19 protein-coding genes are annotated in these 18,871 nt (G+C 41.5%); 11 read left to right on the top strand and 8 right to left on the bottom strand.

Annotated features, from left to right (window positions below; translation table 11 throughout):
* Nucleotides 1-3 precede the first annotated feature (3 nt).
* The 6 genes from ABWO12_RS04245 (at nt 4) to ABWO12_RS04220 (ending at nt 4,863) form a co-directional block, all read left to right on the top strand.
* Entirely contained in the window at nt 4-1,440 is a 1,437-nt protein-coding gene (locus ABWO12_RS04245; protein ID WP_353087511.1) for an NADP-dependent isocitrate dehydrogenase, read from the top strand.
* Between the two features lie 5 nt (nt 1,441-1,445).
* Complete coding sequence (locus ABWO12_RS04240; protein WP_353087509.1) at nt 1,446-1,691, top strand: hypothetical protein; 246 nt, start codon at nt 1,446-1,448, stop codon at nt 1,689-1,691.
* A gap of 131 nt (nt 1,692-1,822) precedes the next feature.
* Complete coding sequence (locus tag ABWO12_RS04235) at nt 1,823-2,095, top strand: hypothetical protein (RefSeq protein WP_353087507.1); 273 nt, start codon at nt 1,823-1,825, stop codon at nt 2,093-2,095.
* On the top strand, nt 2,095-2,937 hold the full coding sequence (locus ABWO12_RS04230; RefSeq protein WP_353087505.1) for a DUF6671 family protein: 843 nt from the start codon (nt 2,095-2,097) through the stop codon (nt 2,935-2,937). The genes ABWO12_RS04235 and ABWO12_RS04230 overlap by 1 nt, the downstream gene beginning before the upstream one ends.
* Before the next feature lie 3 nt (nt 2,938-2,940).
* On the top strand, nt 2,941-3,900 hold the full coding sequence (locus ABWO12_RS04225) for an L-threonylcarbamoyladenylate synthase (RefSeq protein WP_353087503.1): 960 nt from the start codon (nt 2,941-2,943) through the stop codon (nt 3,898-3,900).
* Between the two features lie 3 nt (nt 3,901-3,903).
* Complete coding sequence (locus tag ABWO12_RS04220) at nt 3,904-4,863, top strand: sodium-dependent bicarbonate transport family permease (protein WP_353087502.1); 960 nt, start codon at nt 3,904-3,906, stop codon at nt 4,861-4,863.
* An 83-nt stretch (nt 4,864-4,946) separates the two neighbouring features.
* On the opposite strand, the gene ABWO12_RS04215 is transcribed toward ABWO12_RS04220, so the two are convergent.
* The 5 genes from ABWO12_RS04215 to htpG all read right to left on the bottom strand — a co-directional run bounded on the left by ABWO12_RS04215 (nt 4,947) and on the right by htpG (nt 10,788).
* Nucleotides 4,947-5,756 (bottom strand): hypothetical protein, encoded by an 810-nt coding sequence (locus tag ABWO12_RS04215; protein ID WP_353087500.1) that lies wholly within the window; start codon nt 5,754-5,756, stop codon nt 4,947-4,949.
* Between the two features lie 42 nt (nt 5,757-5,798).
* Nucleotides 5,799-6,266: a hypothetical protein gene (locus ABWO12_RS04210; RefSeq protein ID WP_353087499.1), complete on the bottom strand. Its 468-nt coding sequence runs from the start codon at nt 6,264-6,266 to the stop codon at nt 5,799-5,801.
* Nucleotides 6,266-6,673: a DUF2721 domain-containing protein gene (locus ABWO12_RS04205; RefSeq protein WP_353087497.1), complete on the bottom strand. Its 408-nt coding sequence runs from the start codon at nt 6,671-6,673 to the stop codon at nt 6,266-6,268. Before ABWO12_RS04205 ends, ABWO12_RS04210 begins: the two co-directional genes overlap by 1 nt.
* A gap of 63 nt (nt 6,674-6,736) precedes the next feature.
* On the bottom strand, nt 6,737-8,809 hold the full coding sequence (locus ABWO12_RS04200; RefSeq protein ID WP_353087495.1) for a prolyl oligopeptidase family serine peptidase: 2,073 nt from the start codon (nt 8,807-8,809) through the stop codon (nt 6,737-6,739).
* Nucleotides 8,810-8,907: 98 nt separating this feature from the next.
* Complete coding sequence (gene htpG, locus ABWO12_RS04195) at nt 8,908-10,788, bottom strand: molecular chaperone HtpG (RefSeq protein ID WP_353087494.1); 1,881 nt, start codon at nt 10,786-10,788, stop codon at nt 8,908-8,910.
* 179 nt (nt 10,789-10,967) lie between these two features.
* On the opposite strand from htpG, the gene ABWO12_RS04190 reads away from it, so the two are divergent.
* The 5 genes from ABWO12_RS04190 to ABWO12_RS04170 all read left to right on the top strand — a co-directional run bounded on the left by ABWO12_RS04190 (nt 10,968) and on the right by ABWO12_RS04170 (nt 15,555).
* Nucleotides 10,968-11,438 carry a lipocalin family protein gene (locus ABWO12_RS04190; protein WP_353087492.1) on the top strand — a complete coding sequence of 157 codons (471 nt, stop codon included), beginning with the start codon at nt 10,968-10,970 and terminating at the stop codon, nt 11,436-11,438.
* A 12-nt stretch (nt 11,439-11,450) separates the two neighbouring features.
* Nucleotides 11,451-12,143: a YiaD family glycine zipper/OmpA-like lipoprotein gene (locus tag ABWO12_RS04185; protein WP_353087490.1), complete on the top strand. Its 693-nt coding sequence runs from the start codon at nt 11,451-11,453 to the stop codon at nt 12,141-12,143.
* Nucleotides 12,144-12,262: 119 nt separating this feature from the next.
* Nucleotides 12,263-12,937 carry a TetR/AcrR family transcriptional regulator gene (locus ABWO12_RS04180; RefSeq protein WP_353087488.1) on the top strand — a complete coding sequence of 225 codons (675 nt, stop codon included), beginning with the start codon at nt 12,263-12,265 and terminating at the stop codon, nt 12,935-12,937.
* A 3-nt stretch (nt 12,938-12,940) separates the two neighbouring features.
* Complete coding sequence (locus tag ABWO12_RS04175) at nt 12,941-14,251, top strand: ABC1 kinase family protein (RefSeq protein WP_353087486.1); 1,311 nt, start codon at nt 12,941-12,943, stop codon at nt 14,249-14,251.
* A 383-nt stretch (nt 14,252-14,634) separates the two neighbouring features.
* Nucleotides 14,635-15,555 carry an ABC transporter ATP-binding protein gene (locus tag ABWO12_RS04170; protein WP_353087484.1) on the top strand — a complete coding sequence of 307 codons (921 nt, stop codon included), beginning with the start codon at nt 14,635-14,637 and terminating at the stop codon, nt 15,553-15,555.
* 7 nt (nt 15,556-15,562) lie between these two features.
* On the opposite strand, the gene ABWO12_RS04165 is transcribed toward ABWO12_RS04170, so the two are convergent.
* The 3 genes from ABWO12_RS04165 to ABWO12_RS04155 all read right to left on the bottom strand — a co-directional run bounded on the left by ABWO12_RS04165 (nt 15,563) and on the right by ABWO12_RS04155 (nt 18,857).
* Nucleotides 15,563-15,781, bottom strand: coding sequence for a helix-turn-helix domain-containing protein (locus tag ABWO12_RS04165; protein WP_073363669.1), 219 nt, complete (start codon nt 15,779-15,781; stop codon nt 15,563-15,565).
* A gap of 2 nt (nt 15,782-15,783) precedes the next feature.
* Complete coding sequence (locus tag ABWO12_RS04160; RefSeq protein ID WP_353087482.1) at nt 15,784-16,326, bottom strand: DUF2975 domain-containing protein; 543 nt, start codon at nt 16,324-16,326, stop codon at nt 15,784-15,786.
* 125 nt (nt 16,327-16,451) lie between these two features.
* On the bottom strand, nt 16,452-18,857 hold the full coding sequence (locus ABWO12_RS04155) for a S9 family peptidase (RefSeq protein ID WP_353087480.1): 2,406 nt from the start codon (nt 18,855-18,857) through the stop codon (nt 16,452-16,454).
* Nucleotides 18,858-18,871 lie beyond the last annotated feature (14 nt).

The raw sequence follows: 18,871 nt of genomic DNA, 5'->3' as shown, positions 1-18,871 counted from the left end.
ATTATGACACGAATTACGATTGCAAAAGGTGACGGAATTGGTCCCGAAATTATGGATGCCACTTTGGCGGTATTAAAAGCAGCGGGTGCCGCTTTGGAGTATGATGAAATTGAAGTGGGAGAGAAAGTCTATCTATCTGGAAATACTTCAGGGATTGCAGCTTCTTCTTGGGATATCATCCGCCATAACAAAGTATTTTTGAAAGCTCCGATTACCACTCCACAAGGAGGAGGGTATAAGAGTTTGAATGTGACTACCCGTAAATTTTTGGGGCTCTATTCTAATGTTCGTCCATGTTTATCTTTAAGTCCTTATGTTGCGACCAAACACCCCCAAATGGACGTGGTTATTATTCGTGAAAATGAAGAAGATTTATACGCAGGTATCGAGCACCAGCAAACCGATGAGGTAATTCAATGTTTGAAATTGATTAGCCGTCCTGGTTGTGAGAAAATTGTTCGTTATGCCTTTGAATATGCGCGTGCTTTTGGACGCAAAAAAGTAACTTGTTTCACCAAAGACAACATTATGAAGCAAACCGACGGATTGTTTCACAAGGTTTTTGATGAAATTGCTGTAGAATATCCAGAAATTGAAAATGAGCACTGGATTATCGACATCGGAGCTGCTAAATTGGCCGATACGCCTGAGGCTTTTGATGTTATTGTAACCTTGAATTTATACGGTGACGTATTATCCGATGTTGCGGCACAAATCGCAGGTTCGGTAGGTATGGCAGGTTCGGCTAATATAGGGGAATCTTGTGCTATGTTTGAAGCCATTCACGGTTCAGCTCCACGTCGTGCAGGCCAAGATGTGGCAAACCCCTCGGGATTGTTGCAAGGCGCTATCATGATGTTGCAACATTTGGGTCAGAATGCTATAGCAGAAAAAATTCAAAATGCTTGGTTAAAAACCATTGAAGATGGTATTCATACTTATGATATTTTCAAAGAAGGCGTAAGTGCTCAAAAAGTAGGGACAAAAGCGTTTTCTGAAGCAATCATTGCGCGCTTGGGTCAGAAACCATCGGTATTGAAAGCTGTAGAATACCGTGATGGTGCACCGATGAACTTACCTTCATACAAGCGTCCTGCGCCACAAGTAAAAACACTTCATGGAGTAGACTTATTTGTACACTGGGCGGGAACCTCTGCCGATACGTTGGCCGAGTCGATTCAAAAATTAAACGACGGTGGACTTCAGTTAAGCATGATCACCAATCGTGGAATCAAAGTATGGCCTGAAGGATTTGCAGAAACATTTTGTACCGACCATTGGCGTTGTCGCTTCAAGATGAAAGACGGAAGCGAGTTGTCTAAAGCACACATTATCGTGTTGTTGCAGCAAGCTGAGGCACACGGTATTGATGTGGTGAAAACGGAAAACTTGTATCATTTTGACGGTACACCTGCTTACTCTTTAGGTCAAGGACAATAAGTGTTATGGAACTCCAATTAATCGACGGAAAGTTTGATCCCCAAGAAGCGATTGCTTTGTTACGGGAATTGGTAGACGTGAAAATCAAGTTTCACGAAAAGAAAATTGCCGTAAGTATGTCGGAAGAGGATATCAAGTTCCGTGAACAGCGGATCAAAGCTTTACAAACCGCAGCCCATGATATGACGGCTGCCTTGCGCGAACAATCAGGTTCGGTTCGTATTCACACTCATTTTGGTTTTGATGCGTAGTCTTTGGTATCTCATTCTCAGTGGCCTTTTGTTGGCAGCAGTCTCATGGTGGCTCCAAGATGTATTGTGGTCGTCATTGGCTGAAGCGGGGAGTGTATTAATTGGTTTGGTTTTATGTAAAAAAATAGCCCATGGATTTGACACAAGTGACCTTAATTGATGGGGTTTTTCAACCGGATGAAGCCCGTGAGCTATTGACCAAGTTGATTAATCACAAGATTCAGTATCATCAAGTGGATGCGTTTAGTAAAGATATCCGCAACATTGAAGATAGTGCCCACAGCACCCAGCGAATCAAAGCCTTAGAAGAAGCTTTGGTGACGATGCAGCAAACGGTAAAAGAAGCCGAAGCCCACCATAAGTGTATTGTCATCAAAAGTGATATCGCTTTATCTTTTGAATAATGAAATTATTTGCGGGACGAACGGTTGCTATTGCTACTGCCCATCACAAAGAGCATGTGATGGCTCCCATTCTTGAGCGGGAATTGGGAGTTTCCTGTACCGTTCCGACCGCGTTGAACACCGATAGTTTAGGCACTTTTTCCGGAGAAATTCCCCGGGTAAAGGATGTGATAAGTACCCTTCGTGACAAGTGCAACTTGGCTATGAAAAAGAACAAGTATGATCTTGTAGTTGCCAGCGAAGGGTCTTTCGGTGCTCATCCCTCTAGTCCATTTCTTCCCGCCAATTATGAAACGATTTTGCTCATCGATTTTCAAAACAACCGAGAATACACAGGGCGGTATTGGACAAGTGATACGAATTTTACAGGTGCTTACATAAAAGATGAAGAAGATTTAGAAGCATTTGCTACCCGAGTAGGTTTTCCCCAACACGCGGTTATAGTGCGAAAAGACGACCAATCGTATGCGCCTTTATACAAAGGTGTTCAAGAATACGATGTATTGGTACAGCATTTTCAAAGCTTGAAGCAGGAATTTGGAAGCTGTTATGTGGAAACCGACATGCGGGCCCATTTCAACCCAAAGCGGATGAATGCCATTGCGAAAGCGACTCAAAATTTAGTCGATACCCTGCTATCGCTTTGTCCGCAATGCCAAGCACCAGGATTTTCGATTCAACGCATGGAATCGGGTTTACCTTGTGGCTGGTGTAAACAACCAACGCGTTCGCCCTTGTATGCCCTTTATCATTGCGATACTTGTTCGTTTGAAGAAAAACGATATTATCCACTGCAAAAAGAAGTAGAGGATCCCCAATTTTGTGATTATTGTAACCCGTAACCCATGCACACACCCGACATTCAAATAGCTCAATTACTGCTTGAAAGTGGCAATGTAGTCGCAATTCCAACCGAGACGGTGTATGGTTTGGCTGCCAATATTTACAATCAAGAAGCCATTGAAAAAATTTATACGTTAAAAAAACGTCCGCGTACCAGTCCTTTGATTGTTCATGTCGATTCGGTGGCCCGTTGTGAAACCCTAGTGACACACCTTCCCGATAAAGCGAAGCAATTGATGGATCATTTTTGGCCAGGACCACTAACGGTATTGCTCCCCAAAAGTGCTCAAATTCCTGAGTGGATCACAGGCGAAAGCAATCGCGTAGGGATACGTATGCCGCAACACCCCTTAACTTTAGCGTTGATAAAAAACTGCGGCTTTCCGTTGGCGGCTCCGAGTGCCAATCCTTTTTCCAAAATCAGTCCCACCTCAGCCGAAATGGTTCGCCATTATTTTGAAGATCAAGAGGTTTTTGTGTTGGATGGGGGTCCGAGTCAAGCCGGATTGGAGTCCACCATTGTTGGTTTTGAAGACGACCAAGCCATCGTGTACCGTTTGGGAGCCCTCTCTTTGGAGGACTTGGAAGCGGTGATTGGTTCGGTTGACTATGCCGATAAACCCAACAAGGTATTTTTTACTCCCGGACGTTTCCCCAAACATTATGCCCCCAATACGCCCGTTATACTGACCGATACGCCTGAGGCTACCGCAAAACAATGGGTCGAGGAGCATGCTGGAAAAGCGGCAGTTTTGTCGCCTACATTCACTTTTGTACATGAGCGTTTGCACCCCATTCAATGGCCCGAAAGTGAGGCTTTGGATCGTGTTGCCTCTCACTTATACCGAACCCTTTTTGAATTGGATCAACAAGGATTTGATTGTTTAATTATTACCCCCTTTCCTGAGGAAGGCTTGGGGAAAACTATGAACGACCGTCTAAAACGTGCGGCGACAAAATAACCTATGGATTTACATCTACTTGCAGACAATTTGACCAATCCAGCCCTTTTGTTTTTCTTACTTGGGGTTTTAGCGGTACAATTGAAAAGTGACCTTCGAATTCCACAAAATTCGTCAAAGTTCATTTCGATTTACCTCTTATTTTCAATTGGATTTAAAGGAGGTCAAGAATTGTCACACAGTACGTTTAATGCTGAAATTATGGGCGCCGTTGCACTCGGATTGCTCACAGCAGTTGCGATTCCATTGTACACATTTTTTATCCTCAAACGCAACTTTTCGATTTATGATGCCGGTGCGATTGCCGCCGCTTATGGATCGGTGAGTGCGGTAACTTTTGTTACGGCCGGGAGTTTTTTGGAAATGCTCGATTATAAATTCAATGGGTATATGGTTGCTGTTATGGCGTTGATGGAGGCTCCGGCCATTGTGGTAGGTGTGATTTTGATCCGCTTTTTTACAACCGAACGCGAGGGACCCAAAATTGGAAGCATCATCAAGCACTCGCTCACTAACGGCAGTGTTTTGTTGATACTTGGGAGTTTGTGTATTGGGTATTTGGCCAATGAAGAGCAAGCCCAAGGAATTAAGCCCTTCACGAATGATTTGTTTAAAGGATTCTTAGCGGTATTTCTGCTCGATATGGGGATTAGTAGTGGTGAAAAGTTGAATGATTTTATCAAGCATGGAAAGTTTGCCTTATTGTTCTCGCTTTTTATCCCATTGATAAATGGCTGTGCAGTGGCATGGTTGTCGAATTATTTTGTTGCCGAAGCAGGGAATCGTTTTATGTTGGCGATTCTGGCTGCGAGTGCCTCATATATTGCCGTTCCCGCTGCGATGAAAATTGCCGTTCCCAAAGCCAATCCGGGCTTGTTTTTACCCATGGCACTAGCGGTAACGTTCCCTTTTAACATTACTATTGGCATGCCCGTTTTTCTTACAATTATTGAAAGTACTTAGATTTTTCTATACTTTGTTAGGTTGGTGAGCACTTGCACTGCTCAAAAATCCCGCTCAAAAGGCGGGATTTTTCATTGCTATCTTTATCTTCTTCGACCCGTTTGGGTTCGGTTTTTTCGAATAACCGTAGTCCCTCGAGGTGTTGTCGAGCGCACCACTCGCGTTCCTCTTCGGTTATTGACTACCGCGGTCGTATGTCGTCGATTGGGGCGATACACCCGATGCGCTACTACCACCGTTCGTGTAGGTACTCGACGATAAACCAAGCGATGTGGTGCAAAACGGGTTGTAAACACACTGTAGCTGACCACACGCCACGGACGCCATCCCTGAGGATATACGCGCCAACGCCAAGGCGAACGCCACACTACATAACCTGGGCTGTACATAAAACGAACAACTGGCCATAACCAAACATTGACTCCTATCGCTTTGGCATCGTAATGCATCCCATTCGGACCTTTACTTTTGATGGTTTCGGATACTTCTTGGGGTTCTACAATGGTGTTGGTTGCATACAGCGCTTCATCGCCTTCGATTTGTAGTTGTGCACTTTCAGGTCCTGTTTTTTCAATCCCAATAACGGCAACATCTTGTTTTTCTTGATCACTCAAATAAATGCTCAACACCAAGGCATGCGTATCCCCCTCCTGAAAGTCAGTAACGGTTATGTAATCTACTTGCCCATCAAGGTTTAAATCTAGGTTGTTGACCCCATTGTCTTCGGCATTGAGCGCTTGTTCGAAAGCTTCGATGGATTGGGATTTTTGGAAAAGGGCAAGCGCACCTTCCAGACTGAAATTTTCTCCAATAAATTCAGGATTTTCTTGCTCTTGTGCCTTACATACAGCAAGATTACAAAGCGTAACGGTAAAAAGAAGTAGGCGTTTCATCAGTTATTATTTTTGTATTGGATGTTTTTTTTGTGCAAAGGTTTAATCCACAATAAAATCGGCCGTGAGTTTTAATTTATAAAACAAATTCGAAAACTGAAGCGCTATATTGCGTTCGGCGAGCGCATTCAAACTCCCATGGTATTGCTTTTGCATGCGGAGATCCTCTATTTTTTCGTCAATATTTTTAAATAGCCAAGCACAATCCCTCCCGATATATTTTTGGTTTCTAGGATTAAATACATGCTGCGCTTTTACTTCCCCTGATTTAATAGTATCAAATGTAAAGTGTTGTTTTCGAGCGGCCTGTATTTGCTCGTTGTGTAGTAATTCCAATAATTTATCATAATTTATAACCTTACTCTTTTGGGCTGTTTCAAACGCTTTTAAATTCAAACGTAGCTCCCGAATAAGTTGGTCCTTGAGCACCCGATTGCTTTTTATGAGTCCGCTTAATTGCCCTAAAATTTGCGGAAGTTCGTGGATTAAATTAAGCCAATCTAACGCCATTATGCTTTGTTTTTGGTTTCTTCCAATAGATCTTTTAAGTGAACTCGAAGCGCGGTTACCGAAATACTAACTTCCCAGAAGGAGATTCCCAATGAAATCAATAAGCTCAGTAAACTTGCTCCAAAAAGATAAATTCCCGCCAGCATCCATTCGAGATACAAAAGTAACATAGCAAACACCGACAAGAACAGCGAGAGTACCCCAAAAAGCTGCATTGCCCGAATTAACGTGAGTCGTAGATTCAAGTTTTTTATTTCAATCAAAATACTCTTGTTGTGGTTTTCATCGTAATTTTTTTTCAAACTACGAACGATTTGCGCAATGGTTAGAAAGCGGTTGGTATAGGCTAACAAAATCAACGAGGTTGCTGAAAAAAGTAAAGCCGGCGTTTCAATCTGTAAATTCATAACAATCCCTCGCGTAAAGTTCGACAATTTTTAACGATAAAAAAAAGACCCGAAGGTACTTTTTTAGGATTTTAATTTTTTCAAAAGATAGGTGTATTGCAGGGCATTCCACCGGGCGCGTTGATCGTTGGTTGACGAGCCTCCATGTCCTCCTTCTGTATTTTCGTAATAGTAAATCGGATACCCCAGGTCAAGCATTTTGGCCGCCATTTTTCTGGCATGCCCTGGATGAACCCGATCATCGCGCGTGGAGGTCATAAAAAACACTTCAGGGTATTTCACACCACTTTTGACATTGTGATAAGGCGAATACTTTTGAATATAAGCCCATTCCTCTGGAATATCAGGATTTCCGTATTCTCCCATCCAGCTCGCTCCCGCCAATAGTTTGTTGTAGCGTTTCATATCCAGTAACGGCACCTGACATACCACGGCGTTATACAACTCAGGATGTTGTGTAAAAGCGACTCCCATGAGTAAACCGCCATTACTTCCTCCCATGATTCCTAGATGCTTGTTACTGGTAATTTTGCGTTTGATTACATCGCGACTAATAGCTGTAAAATCATCATAAATGAGTTGGCGTTTTTCTTTCAAACCAGCTTGATGCCAGGAAGGACCGTACTCGGCACCACCCCGAATATTGGCCAACACATAAATGCCGCCTTGTTCGAGCCACAACGTCCCCATGGTTCCGCTGTAAAAAGGTTGCATCGCCACTTCAAATCCGCCGTACCCGTACAATAAAGTTGGATTCTTTCCATTCAACACTAAATTTTTAGCGGATATCACAAAATAAGGAACGTTTTTTCCATCAGTTCCTTTGACAAAAAACTGTTCCACCTTGTATTTGTCGGCGGAGAAAAAAGCAGGTAGCCCCTGAACTTTCGTTGATTTCCGGTTTTTTACATTGTAAACAAAAAGCGTTGTGGGTTCGAGGAAATTCTCAAAACTATAGTAGAAATCATCGCTTTCCCGATTAGCACTGACAATCGATATGGTGCCATAAGCCGGAGCATCAACACGCGTTTGATACCATTTTTCTTTCCCCTTCGACAACAGATACAACTCGCTTTTTACATCGTTTAAAACGTTAATCAACAGCTGATTTTTGGTCATCGCTACCGATTCTAAACTTTGATTTGGTGTGGGTTTGAACAAAAGTTCTATTTGTTGCTTCTCTTCGAGCAAGGCTTTGAAATCCATCGCAATCAAACTTCCTTGGCTGTAGGTTTTAGTAGCAACTGTCCAATCCGATTTGAGTTCCACAATCGCTTTTCCAAATTTGATTCCAAGTAACGAAGCGTCATCAGGAATATTAAGTAGGAGGTTTTGTCCATTTTGATGAATGTACGATTTACGTGTGTAAAAGGAAAGACTTTTGTTAAGGAGTAGGTAGGGTGTTTCCCCATCGCGTAAAACAGATCCACTGTTGTAAACGTCAGACGGATCACCCGAAAGCAAGGTTTTGGCTTCCGAAAGTGGTGTGCCTCGTTTCCACCATTTCACGATTTTGGGATATCCTGATTCGGTCAATGAACCTGGACCAAAGTCGGTTGACACGATTAAATTATTTTCGTCCCAATATTGAATGCTACTTTTGGCTTCGGGTAAGAAAATACCGTAGGGCACAAACTGTTTGGTGCGCACATCAAATTCGCGCGTTTCATGGGCATCGCCGCCGCCATTGGAAAGATTAACCAAATACAATCCATTCCCGGGATATAAAGGTGTGGCGCCATGAAAAACCCATTTTTTTTGTTCTTTCTCCGATAAGGCATCCAAGTCCAATAGAATGTCCCAATTGGATTTCCCCGCATTGTAATCGGCCGTGGTCATTCGTCGCCAAATTCCACGCACATGGGTAGCATCTTGCCAAAAATTATACACATAATCGCCTGTTATCGAAGGGTATACAATGCGGTCTTTGGCATTTAATATCGTCAAGGCTTTTTGATACAAAGAAGCATACTCTTTCTCAGCTTCGAGTACAGCAAAGGTTTTCTGATTTTGGGTATTGACAAATTCAAGTGCTTTTTTTCCATCGATTTCCTCCAAATCGAGGTAGGGATCTTCCTGGGCAGTGATAGTTAGCGAAGCCATTGTCATCAGCAAAAGGATTATATTTTTTTTCATAAAAAATAGTATTATTGGGCTAAATATAGCCGAAGTCGTGCAATAAAAAAAGCTGTCTGCAAGAGCGACAGCTTTTTTAACGCTTTTTTTTGAGTTTTTTAGGCCAATTGTTCAAAACTACGTTTCACAAAAGCCGTTAGTTCTTCTCCTTTGAGGAGACCTTGGGCAATTTTAGCCAAATCCAAGGCTTGTTTGATGAGTTTTTCTTGGGTTTCCCCTTCGGTTTCCAACAAACGGGTCGCCAAGTCGGCATTGGTATTGACCACCACATTGTACATTTCAGGGAAATTGCCAAAGCCCATCATTCCACCTCCCGTTTGACTCATTTCTTTCATACGACGCATGAACTCGGGTTGGGTCAAAATGAAAGGAGCAGCGGTACTGTCCATGGCTTCCAGTTGCAAGGTATAGTTGGCTTTAGGGATGACATTCTCCAAAATTCCCTTCAACTTTTCTTGTTCCTCCTCCGAAAGTTTTGACGGTGTTGTGTCCTCTTTTTGAATCAATTTATCAATATGATCGGCATCTACGCGGGCAAAAGTCAGGTTCTCATTGTCGGTTTCCAATTTTTGAATCAAATGAGACACAATAGGCGAGTCCATTACGAGCACTTGATAGCCTTTTTCTTGGGCAATATCAATGTAACTGTGTTGTTGCTCTTTGTTGGAAGTATACAAAATCACCAATTTTCCATTTTTGTCGGTATGGGTGTCTTTGAGTGTCTCTTTCAATTCAGTCAACGTATAGTAGGCCTCATTCACAGTGGGGTAAAGGACAAAATCTCCTGCTTTTTCATAAAATTTAGGTTCGGTAAGCATCCCGTATTCCAATACGATTTTGATATCGTTCCATTTCTTTTCAAAGTCCTCGCGATTTTCAGTAAAAAGAGCTTTGAGTTTGTCGGAAACTTTACGGGTAATATAATTGGAAATCTTTTTCACATTACCATCGGCTTGTAAATAAGAGCGCGATACGTTTAACGGAATGTCTGGCGAGTCAATGACCCCTCGCAACATGCCCAAAAATTCAGGAACAATTCCTTCTACGTTATCGGTGACAAACACCTGATTTTGGTACAACTGGATTTTATCTTTTTGCATTTGAACTTCCTGCGACATTTTGGGGAAGTACAAAATTCCAGTAAGGTTGAAAGGATAATCTACATTTAAGTGGATGTGAAAAAGCGGGTCTTCAAATTGCATCGGGTACAATTCTCGGTAGAAATTTTGATAATCTTCGTCCTTCAAATCCGAAGGTTGTTTGGTCCATGCAGGAGAAGGATTGTTGATGATATTGTCTACCTCGATGTATTCTGTTTTATAATCGTCACCCGCATCCTCTGGCTTGGGTAAAGCTTCTTTACGTGTCCCGAATTTAATCGGAATCGGCATGAATTTGTTGTATTTACGCAACAATTCACTGATACGGTATTCTTCCAAAAATTCGGTGGAGTCTTCGGCAATGTGTAAAATGATTTCCGTGCCTCGTTCGGTTTTGTTGTAGGGTACCAAGGTAAACTCGGGACTACCGTCACATGTCCAGTGTGCTGCAGGTTCGTCTTTGTAGGATTTGGTGATGATTTCCACTTTTTCAGCAACCATAAATGACGAGTAAAAACCCAATCCAAAATGGCCGATGATTCCTGCATCTTTGGCAGATTCTTTGTATTTTTCTAAAAACTCTTCAGCGCCTGAAAACGCGACTTGGTTGATGTATTTTTCAACCTCTTCGGCGGTCATCCCCAATCCTTGGTCGATGATGTGTAATTTTTTACCATCTTTGTCAATTTTAATTTCAATCTGTGGCTTACCATACTCCAAGATAGCTTCTCCAATACCGGTAAGATGTTTTAATTTTAAAGTGGCATCGGTGGCATTGGACACCAATTCGCGTAAAAAGATTTCATGGTCGCTGTATAAAAACTTTTTTATAAGAGGGAAAATGTTCTCGACGGAAACATTGATTTTTCCTGTTGACATAGTACACAATTTTTTTGAGTTATACAATATACATTTTGATAATCAAAGAGAATACCAATTCCTGTTAAACTGACAAATTGTCGTAGTGTCCATTGTCATTAACGTTACGTTAAATTCTAACCAATTTTAAGGGGAGCGTTGTATTTTTGTAGTAGATTTTAAACCTTAAAAAGCAACCCATGAAAAAAATGATGTATGCCTTGGTGTTGTTGGTGCTGTTAAGTGCTTGCAAATCCAAAATGGCAACCAATACCCGATTAGACCACAAAACCGAAGTCGCCTTGAAAGGCAATTGGATGTTGACAAAAGTTTCTTATCCAGGAGCGGAGGTTATTAAGATTACTTCGTTTGACTTGGCGGATTCCCAATGCTTTGTGGGAAGCCAATGGCGGTTTATTTCCAACAACAACAAAGGCGAGTTTTCTTTAAACAATGCTTCGTGCATGGCATTCAATTCACCCATTACATGGTTTATTAACAAAGAAGGACAATTTGTAATGAAAATCCTTAACGAAACCAAAGCGCGCAAAGTTACGGAAGGCTATGTGCTTCAAGTGGGACCCATCACGGATGCGACTTTTGAACTAACCGATCGCGTTAATGTAGGCGGTAAAAATGTCAATGTAGTATATCAATTTTCAAGAAACTAAAACCTAAACACGATGAAAAAAGGAATGGCAATAGTAATGGTGGGACTTCTAACTTTAGGTCCCTTGGCTGGTTGTGAAGCGGTGAAAAATACAAACAAAACCCAACGTGGTGCGGCTATTGGTGCAGCAGCAGGTGCTGTTTTGGGAGGTGTCATCGGAAATAATGCAGGGAAAGGCGGGAATGGTGCTCTAGGCGCAGTGCTTGGTGGCGTTGTTGGTGGTGTTGCCGGTGGCGTTATTGGAAACAAAATGGACAAACAAGCCCGTGAAATCCAAACGGCTTTACCCGGTGCGCAAGTTGAGCGCGTAGGGGAAGGTATTAAATTGGTTTTGGGAGAAAATGCGGTCCGTTTTGATTTTAACAAAGCCACATTGACTGCGGCGGCACGAACTAATTTGGATAATTTAGTACCCGTTTTCAGGGAGTATGCCGATACCGATATTAAGATTTTTGGCTATACTGATTCTAAAGGTGCCGATGCTTACAACCTCGATTTGTCTGAAAAGCGAGCCTTGGCCGTTGAACGATATTTAGAATCCAAAGGCTTGAACATGTCGCGTTTTCAAATTGTTGGGATGGGTGAAGCCGATCCGATTGGAGATAACGAAACGGAAGCAGGTCGTGCTATGAATCGACGGGTTGAATTTTCGATTGTCGCCAATGAAAAAATGAAACAAGAAGCCCAACGCGAGGCGGGTCGCTAACTAAAAACAACGTTCGGTAGTCCCGGACGTTTTTTTTGCTTAAAAAATTAACAAAATATTTTGTTTAACAATTTGGTTGAAACATTAAACACTGCTTATCTTTACCAAAAAAATAGGACATGGAAACTACAACGCCCAAAAAAGGAAGAAAAAAGATCGTAGACGATCAATCCATTATTTCGTTGTTTATGGATTCGGTGTTGAAAAACGACGCTGAACCCAAGAATGTTTACCTATTTTGTCAAGAAGCGGGCATCAAGGAATCCGATTTTTATATTCATTTCGGTTCCATTGAGGCGCTGAAAGAAGCCATTTGGACGCAGTTTTTTGAGCATGCCGTGGCCACGATGCAAAAGGATGAAGCTTACAATGCTTTTGTAGACCGTGATAAATTATTAACGCTATACTTTACTTTGTTTGAATTGCTCTCCTTGAATAGAAGTTATGTTTTGTTTCAATTAGAGGGTCATAAACAAGGGCTCAAGAATTTGAAATCTTTACGTGGAATGCGAAACCATTTTAAAGATTTTATCTTTGATAATGTTCAGTTCACTCAGGATACCGCTTGGAATGAGAAATGGGCTAAAATTTCAAAATCAGTCTCGGCAGAAGCCGCCTGGTTGAATTTTTTAGTGATTCTTAAATTTTGGATTGAGGATACTTCCAAAGGGTTTGAGAAGACAGACATTTTGATTGAAAAAACCGTCAACACCGCTTTTGATTTGATGCAAACGCAACCGTTGGAGCGTGTGGTTGATTTGGGTAAATTTTTATGGAAAGAAAATCATAAGTAACCGATGAAGACCTTAGATAAAATTCCGACAGGCAAAATAGAACGCGCCGGTCAATTGGTCAAAACGGGTCTCAAAGTAGGTACCAATTATGTCGCTTACTATGGTGAAAAATTGGTGAATCCCAATGTGTCGCGTGATAAATTGAATGAGAATAATGCGGAGGATATTTATGACGGACTCAAAAATTTAAAAGGCAGTGCCTTGAAAGTAGCTCAAATGTTGAGCATGGACAAAAGCATTATGCCCCAGCAGTATGTGGATAAGTTTTCCCTATCGCAATTTAGCGTACCGCCACTATCTGCACCTTTAGTTAGAAAAACGTTCAAAAAATATCTCGGTCAATATCCGGAGAACTTATACGATACGTTCACTCCCGACGCCACTAATGCTGCGAGTATCGGTCAGGTACACAAAGCAACGAAAGATGGGAAAAATTTAGCTGTGAAAATACAATACCCGGGCGTAGCAGAGAGTATAAGTTCGGATTTGGCTTTGGTCAAACCCTTTGCCATTCGAATGTTTAATTTGAAAGGTAAAGATTCGGAAAAGTATTTTAAGGAAGTGGAAGACAAATTGTTGGAAGAGACCGACTACGATTTGGAACTTCGTCAAAGTATCGAGATGACGCAATTGTGTAGTCATATAGAACATTTGCGCTTCCCGAAATACTATAAAGAATATTCCTCGGCCAAGATTTTGACGATGGAATGGATCGATGGGTCGCATTTATCGGAATTTGCCAAACAGAATACCGATCGTGCTTTGGGTGATCGCATTGGGCAAGCATTGTGGGACTTTTATATGTTCCAAATGCATGCTCTGAAGCAAGTACACGCCGATCCACATCCCGGAAATTTTCTAGTGGATAAACAAGGAAACTTGGTGGCTATTGATTTTGGGTGTGTCAAAAAAGTTCCTATGGAATTTTATACTCCGTATTTTGAATTGGCCAATAAGGAAAGTATCAATAATCCAACGATTTTCAATCAAAAACTCTATGAGTTGGAGATTTTACGTCACGATGATACCCCACAAGAGATTGTTTATTTTACGAAAATTTTCCATGAGTTGTTGCAACTCTTTACACTACCCTTTCATGCCGATCATTTCGATTTTTCGGATGAAGATTTTTTCGGAAGAATTGCGGTGATGGGGGAGGAGTTTGCCAAAGATACGCAGTTGCGCAAAATGAATGGAAATCGCGGTTCGAAGCATTTTTTATACATCAACCGCACATTTTTTGGATTATACAACTTGTTACACGATATCAAAGCACGCGTAGACACACGCTACTTTGAAAAATACTTGCGATAGGAGCAAGTTACTGTTTGTTTATTTATTGGTTAGGTTGATAAGAGCAATACGTCTATGTATTGCTCTTATTGTTTTACCTAACTTGTTGTATTTCAAAATAACTTTTGCCCGAAAAACTATCGAGGGTTACCCCTGCTTGGTAGTTTTCTACATAGATTTCGACATAACACCCTACAGCCAAATTGACCAAACAGGTAACGGTTCGACTAACTGAACCATTGGCGATATGGTTTCCTGAGTTTTGTTGCTAAAGGACGCTGTTAACATATAAGCCAATAGAATAGAATTAGCCATTGCTTTGATTCTTATATTTTGTGTCTTTTTTAGACGTAAAATTGAAACGGGGTGTCGTTGAAGACTTTCTGTTTATTTACCTTTGTTCCATGCTTAAAGTTTCCTCTATTTCTTTTTCGTATCAAAATGAACCTACGCTGAAGACCATTGATTTTTCAATTCCACAAGGGAGTTGTCATGCGATTATTGGCGAAAGTGGTTGCGGAAAAAGTACACTTTTAAAAGCTATCTATGGATTGTATGATCTTGATGAAGGTCAAATTTTTTGGAATGAAATAGAAATTCTGGGGCCCAAATACCATTTGATTCCTGGGATGGAGTTTATGAAATATTTGGCCCAAGATTTTGATTTAATGCCCTATATTACTGTGGCTGAAAATGTGGGGAAGTATTTGTCCAATTTTTACCCCGATCAAAAACAAGAGCGCATATTTGAACTTTTAGACATTGTAGAAATGTCGGAATATGCCCATGTAAAAGCCAAATATTTAAGCGGTGGGCAAATGCAACGGGTCGCTTTGGCTCGTGTTTTGGCCAAAGAACCTGAGGTATTATTATTGGACGAACCCTTTAGTCATATTGATAATTTTCGCAAAAACAGTCTTCGTCGGAAATTATTTTATTACCTAAAAAAACAAGGCATCACGACCCTCATCGCTACCCACGATACCACCGATGTATTGTCGTATGCCGATTCGGTTTTGGTGATGAAAGACGGAAACGCCATCGCCCAAGGACCCCCCAAGGAATTGTACCATACCTCCGATTTGTATGTAGCTTCTCTTTTTGAGGAAGTATCGGTTTTGGATCGTGAAGGGCAAACCCATCACGTATACCCGCATCAAGTCCAAATTTCCTCAAAAGGGATCCCCGCTCAGGTAGAACAAAGCTATTTTAAGGGAAGTCATTATTTATTGGCGTTACGTATGGGTTCGGCATTGGTTTATGGTATTCATTTTGAACCCATTGCTGAAGGTTCCCATGTCTTTGTTCAAATAACGTCTCGATAACCGCAATTTATTCTGCTTTTTTATCAGGAGCATATTCCAAAATATCACCCGGCTGGCAGTCCAATACCTTACAAATGGCCTCCAAAGTTGAGAAACGAATAGCTTTGGCTTTTCCAGTTTTTAATATCGATACATTGGAAAGCGTCAAATCGACCCGCTCAGAAAGTTCGTTCAACGACATTTTTCGTTTCGCCATCATGACGTCTAAGTTTACAATAATTGCCATCGTTATATCGTAAGTTCGTTTTCTTGTTGCATTTCAATGCCGCGTTTTACGACAAGGGATAAAACCAAAAGTATAATGCCCAATAAGAGCCAAACATCGGCGCCACCCATGAACAAGGTTTCATTGTTGGGAAGTTCAATTTTCATCGCCGTTAGCTGTTTCAAATAACGCGTTCCCCAAGCAGCAAAAAGACTAATCCCAAGGGCAATATAGGCCATATTGGATAAAAGTTTTTGCAAATGGATAGTAAAAGGCTTTTCAAGATCAAAGCGTTTTTCGGTAAACAATTTTAATACACTATAAAATAAAAGCGCCTTGAGAACCGCCACAATAAGCATGTGAATCATCAAAACGACAAATTTACTGGGAGCTACTTCGACCAATTTGTCAAGAAAAAAATACTGAGCCGCATTGGGTTGATAACTCACCGCGTAAAGTACGTTAAATAATACCGTCCCCGCTTGAATGCATAAACCGATAAATACAATCCACGTGAGACCTTTAAAAATTTGTAAAAGGGTTTGTGTTGAAATTTTTATTTCCATGGGTTAGGGTTTTTAATTCGGGGTAAAAATAATAAAAATTTATTGAAAAACAATAAATAAATAGTTTTTAACATAAAAAAGCCCGAAAGATTAACTTCGGGCTTGTCGCTTTTATGTGGGGTGATTTAGTTCTTCAAGTGCTTTTCCAAGAATTGATCTTGCTCCCAAAGTAAATGAAAAATATTTTCCTTGGCAACATATCCGTGGGATTCTTTGGGGAGTAAAACCAGTCGTGCTGGTGCTCCCAAGCCTTTCAATGCCTGGAAATACCGTTCCGATTGCAAGGTAAATGTCCCCGGATTGTTGTCGGCATCGCCATGCACCAATAACAAAGGTGTCTTCATTTTTTCAGCATTCATAAAGGGCGACATGGTGTTGTACACGCCGGGAACATCCCAATAATTGCGTTGCTCACTTTGAAACCCAAAAGGCGTCAGTGTTCGGTTGTAGGCCCCGCTTCGCGCAATTCCACAAGCAAATAAATTGGAATGGGTTAGTAAATTCGCCGTCATAAATGCCCCGTACGAATGGCCTCCTACACCCACTTTTTTCGGATTGATATATCCCAATTCGTTAACGGCATTAATTGCAGCTTCGGCGTTGGCCACCAATTGCGGTATGAAAGTGTCGTTGGGTTCGGTGGTTCCTTCCCCAATAATCGGGAACGATGCATCATCAAGCACCGCATAGCCTCGGGTTACCCAATACACAAATGAACCATAGTTGGGAAACGTAAATTCGTTGGGATTCTTGTCACTTTGCCCAGCGGAATTTTTGTCTTTAAACTCGGCAGGATACGCCCAAATCAACAACGGTAGTTTTTCTTTTTTAGCCACTCGGTCATAATTGGCGGGCAAATACAAAGTACCTGAAAGTTCAACTCCATCATTGCGTTTGTATTTAATCACCTCTTTGTACACATTTTTAATGCTTTCAAAAGGATTCTTAAATTGGGTAATTGGGGTTAACTTCCCCGATTTTAAATTGCGGAAGAAATAATTGGGGAATTCGTTTTTCGATTGAATCATGACGAGTAATTCGCCTTTCTTGAAATCTTCAATCGAAAGTAATTCCTCTTTTTTGTCTTTCAATTTGGATTGATACAATCGCTTGGTTTTTAGTGTTTTCAGGCTAAATTCATCCACGAAAGGAAACTGCCCCTCTTTGGTGAATCCATCGCCCAAAAGGTATAAATTGTCGTTTTCAATGGCCAAAACATTTCGATTGTATACGTTGCGTTTCGTTTCAAAATTACCCGGATCGGCGTAAATGTCTTGTGAGTTTACATCCCATACAATTTTTGGGTTTGTATTGTTGATTGAAGGATTGACGAGGTAGGTTTTTTGATTTCGCGTGTCATACCAATCATCATACACAAAGGCCACCGTTTCATTCCCCCAAGTGATTCCTGCAAAACGTTGTTGGGTTCGCATAAACTCGCGCGGTGCCGCTGTAAATGGCGCTTCCCATACCCATAGTGCATCGCGGTGTGTTACCGTTTTTCCCGCATCACCCTCATCCAAAGCTTCCACATAAAACAAAGTCGCCGGTTGATCGGGTCGCCAAGTCATGTTTCGTTTTCCTTTGCGAACCGAAGAAAAACCTTTGGGCATGATTTCTGTTAAAGGGACTTCGTTTACTTGTTGCACCAAAGTGCCATCTGTTCGATACACCAAAGAGCGTTGTGGAAAACGACTCATGGGTACGATATACGAGTAAGGACGCTCAATTTGCGTAAGCATCAAATAGTTCCCATCAGGGGAAAAGCTCATACCTGCATAAATAGCAGCCGGTTTAAACAAGGTTTTTTTGCCATCAAGTTCAATCCAGTACAACTCCGATTGTACCAATGCGTCAAAATTGGCTTCGTCGGTTTTGTTTTTTAAAAGGTCTTGATACGTTCGGTTTTGCGACTTTTTACCTTCACTCACCGAAACCGTTGGGCCGGTAGGTAAGTCCTTTTTTTGGTCAACCAAGGCCGCACGTTGGGCTGGTAATTGCAAGACCAATAATTGTGAATTGTCGTTTTTCCAGAGGAAGGGCGAACCCAAATTGGCATTCAAAACGGGCTCTGTAAGGCGTTTGGCCGAAGCGGTTGCCACATCAATCACCCACAATTCAACGCCCGTAGTCGTCGTATGGGTGAAAGCTATTTTTTGTTGATCTGGCGACCAGGTGATAAAGGCAATCTTCGGATTTTCAGGCAATCCTTTGACTTGTATTTCTTGCGTATCTTTTACTTTCCGCAGCTTTAAATTGTTCACATAGTTGGTCGTACTCGCAATATTGGTGATGGGATTAATACGTAAACCAGCCAATCGCATTTCCTCTTGATTCAAGTCGTCGAGGGATTTGTAGGTATTTGGATACACAAGCAACATATAGTTTTTCTTGCTATCCATCGATACCAAAGGAGCGCGTTGGTAATCGGTCAAGGCCATAATTTCGGCAGGTGGTTTTTGGTACGTTACATTTTCCTGAGCCCAAGTGGTGGCCGTTATCAGGAATAAAAAGAAAACTTTTAACTTCATGGTTTTGGGTTTGT

The organism is Flavobacterium sp., assembly GCF_040379285.1.
Lineage (GTDB): Bacteria > Bacteroidota > Bacteroidia > Flavobacteriales > Flavobacteriaceae > Flavobacterium.
Note: the sequence above shows the minus strand (reverse complement) of the source record. Positions and strands in the feature narration are given on the sequence as shown.

Coding starts and splice junctions, on each gene's coding strand:
- ABWO12_RS04175 (WP_353087486.1), top strand. CDS start 12,941: ATGAAGACCTTAGATAAAATTCCGACAGGCAAAATAGAACGCGCCGGT.
- ABWO12_RS04155 (WP_353087480.1), bottom strand. CDS start 18,857: ATGAAGTTAAAAGTTTTCTTTTTATTCCTGATAACGGCCACCACTTGG.
- htpG (WP_353087494.1), bottom strand. CDS start 10,788: ATGTCAACAGGAAAAATCAATGTTTCCGTCGAGAACATTTTCCCTCTT.
- ABWO12_RS04170 (WP_353087484.1), top strand. CDS start 14,635: ATGCTTAAAGTTTCCTCTATTTCTTTTTCGTATCAAAATGAACCTACG.
- ABWO12_RS04205 (WP_353087497.1), bottom strand. CDS start 6,673: ATGAATTTACAGATTGAAACGCCGGCTTTACTTTTTTCAGCAACCTCG.
- ABWO12_RS04245 (WP_353087511.1), top strand. CDS start 4: ATGACACGAATTACGATTGCAAAAGGTGACGGAATTGGTCCCGAAATT.
- ABWO12_RS04160 (WP_353087482.1), bottom strand. CDS start 16,326: ATGGAAATAAAAATTTCAACACAAACCCTTTTACAAATTTTTAAAGGT.
- ABWO12_RS04165 (WP_073363669.1), bottom strand. CDS start 15,781: ATGGCAATTATTGTAAACTTAGACGTCATGATGGCGAAACGAAAAATG.
- ABWO12_RS04200 (WP_353087495.1), bottom strand. CDS start 8,809: ATGAAAAAAAATATAATCCTTTTGCTGATGACAATGGCTTCGCTAACT.
- ABWO12_RS04230 (WP_353087505.1), top strand. CDS start 2,095: ATGAAATTATTTGCGGGACGAACGGTTGCTATTGCTACTGCCCATCAC.
- ABWO12_RS04210 (WP_353087499.1), bottom strand. CDS start 6,266: ATGGCGTTAGATTGGCTTAATTTAATCCACGAACTTCCGCAAATTTTA.
- ABWO12_RS04180 (WP_353087488.1), top strand. CDS start 12,263: ATGGAAACTACAACGCCCAAAAAAGGAAGAAAAAAGATCGTAGACGAT.
- ABWO12_RS04190 (WP_353087492.1), top strand. CDS start 10,968: ATGAAAAAAATGATGTATGCCTTGGTGTTGTTGGTGCTGTTAAGTGCT.
- ABWO12_RS04215 (WP_353087500.1), bottom strand. CDS start 5,756: ATGAAACGCCTACTTCTTTTTACCGTTACGCTTTGTAATCTTGCTGTA.
- ABWO12_RS04240 (WP_353087509.1), top strand. CDS start 1,446: ATGGAACTCCAATTAATCGACGGAAAGTTTGATCCCCAAGAAGCGATT.
- ABWO12_RS04185 (WP_353087490.1), top strand. CDS start 11,451: ATGAAAAAAGGAATGGCAATAGTAATGGTGGGACTTCTAACTTTAGGT.
- ABWO12_RS04220 (WP_353087502.1), top strand. CDS start 3,904: ATGGATTTACATCTACTTGCAGACAATTTGACCAATCCAGCCCTTTTG.
- ABWO12_RS04235 (WP_353087507.1), top strand. CDS start 1,823: ATGGATTTGACACAAGTGACCTTAATTGATGGGGTTTTTCAACCGGAT.
- ABWO12_RS04225 (WP_353087503.1), top strand. CDS start 2,941: ATGCACACACCCGACATTCAAATAGCTCAATTACTGCTTGAAAGTGGC.